The organism is Vibrio sp. M250220, from assembly GCF_036533795.1.
Classification (GTDB): Bacteria; Pseudomonadota; Gammaproteobacteria; order Enterobacterales; family Vibrionaceae; genus Vibrio.
In genome coordinates this window covers 1-1,185 of record NZ_JATABI010000140.1, presented here as the reverse complement: position 1 = coordinate 1,185, position 1,185 = coordinate 1, and the positions used below count along the sequence as shown (strand labels likewise).

Below are 1,185 nucleotides of genomic sequence, written 5' to 3'. Positions count from 1 at the left end.
AGTCAGCGAGAGCAAGAGCTAGCCGCAGAGGTTGCCAAGCTCAAAAGGCAGTTGGCTGAGCAAGCAGAAGAGCTAGAAATTGTAAAAAAGGCCGCCACCTACTTCGCGAAAAATCTAAAGTAAATTTCTATGAATTTATGCTCGAACACCTGCTGAGCTTCAGTATTGTGCGTATGGCTAAGGTGTTCGGGGTATCCCGAAGTGGGTTTTATTACTGGGTTAAGCATCGCCATAAGGCCATCCAATACGAGGCAATTCGCCAAAAGCTTGATACAAAAGTCAAAGAAGCTTTCAACAACAGCAAAGGCCGAGATGGCTCAAGGCGTATCCAAAAAGAACTGTCTGAGAGCGGTGATAACTACAATGTTAAAACCATTGCTGCCAGTATGAAGCGTCAAGATTTAACGCCGAAAGCTGCTCGCAAGTTTAAGTGCACTACGGACAGCAAGCATCAAATGCCTGTTGCTCCAAACCTGTTGGCTCAGAACTTTAGCGCATCGGCTCCGAATGAAAAATGGGCTGGAGACATCACCTATATAGCCACAAGCGAAGGCTGGCTGTACTTGGCGGTAATTATTGACCTTTACTCAAGACAAGTAATTGGATGGTCTATGGATACCAGAATGACGGCTACGCTGGTCTGTGATGCGCTATCAATGGCGTTGTTCCGTCGCGGATTCCCCGAGCAGGTTATCGTTCATAGTGATAGAGGTAGTCAGTACTGCTCAAAAGATTATCGAGATCTCATAACTGCTTATAATCTAAAGCAAAGTATGAGTAGGAAAGGAAACTGCTGGGACAATGCTTGTGTTGAGAGCTTCTTCCATTCTATGAAAGTGGAAGCGATACAATATGAGCCAATTATGACGAGAGACCAGATGCGCCAAACGATCTTCGAGTACATAGAGGTTGATTATAATCGGACGAGAAGGCACAGTGCTCTTGGGTATCTAAGCCCAGTTAACTTTGAACAGCAAAATGTCGCTTAATGAAGTGTCCAGTCTGGCTGGAGCAGATCAGCATATCAAGAAAATCCTTATGGCCACCAGCAGAAAACAGTTCAAAAAACTCGCCTAAGCTTTCGACCTCGCCAGGTTCAGTCGTTTCGTGCACCAAAGTTATTTTTTTATTACCTGGATTTAATGGTTCTTGTTGCATTAAATGACCATTGGGGTAGTGATCCAC

Annotated in this window: 1 protein-coding gene and 1 pseudogene; one reads left to right on the top strand and one right to left on the bottom strand. The window is 44.7% G+C overall.

Features of this window, described 5'->3' with window-relative positions; translation table 11 throughout:
- A pseudogene (locus QTN94_RS19965) lies at nt 1–989 on the top strand (IS3 family transposase); the annotation flags it as partial.
- On the opposite strand, the gene QTN94_RS19960 reads toward QTN94_RS19965, so the two are convergent.
- Nucleotides 961–1,185: hypothetical protein (locus QTN94_RS19960; protein WP_331428645.1), on the bottom strand; the 225-nt coding region annotated here is incomplete at its 5' end. The pseudogene QTN94_RS19965 and the gene QTN94_RS19960 overlap by 29 nt on opposite strands.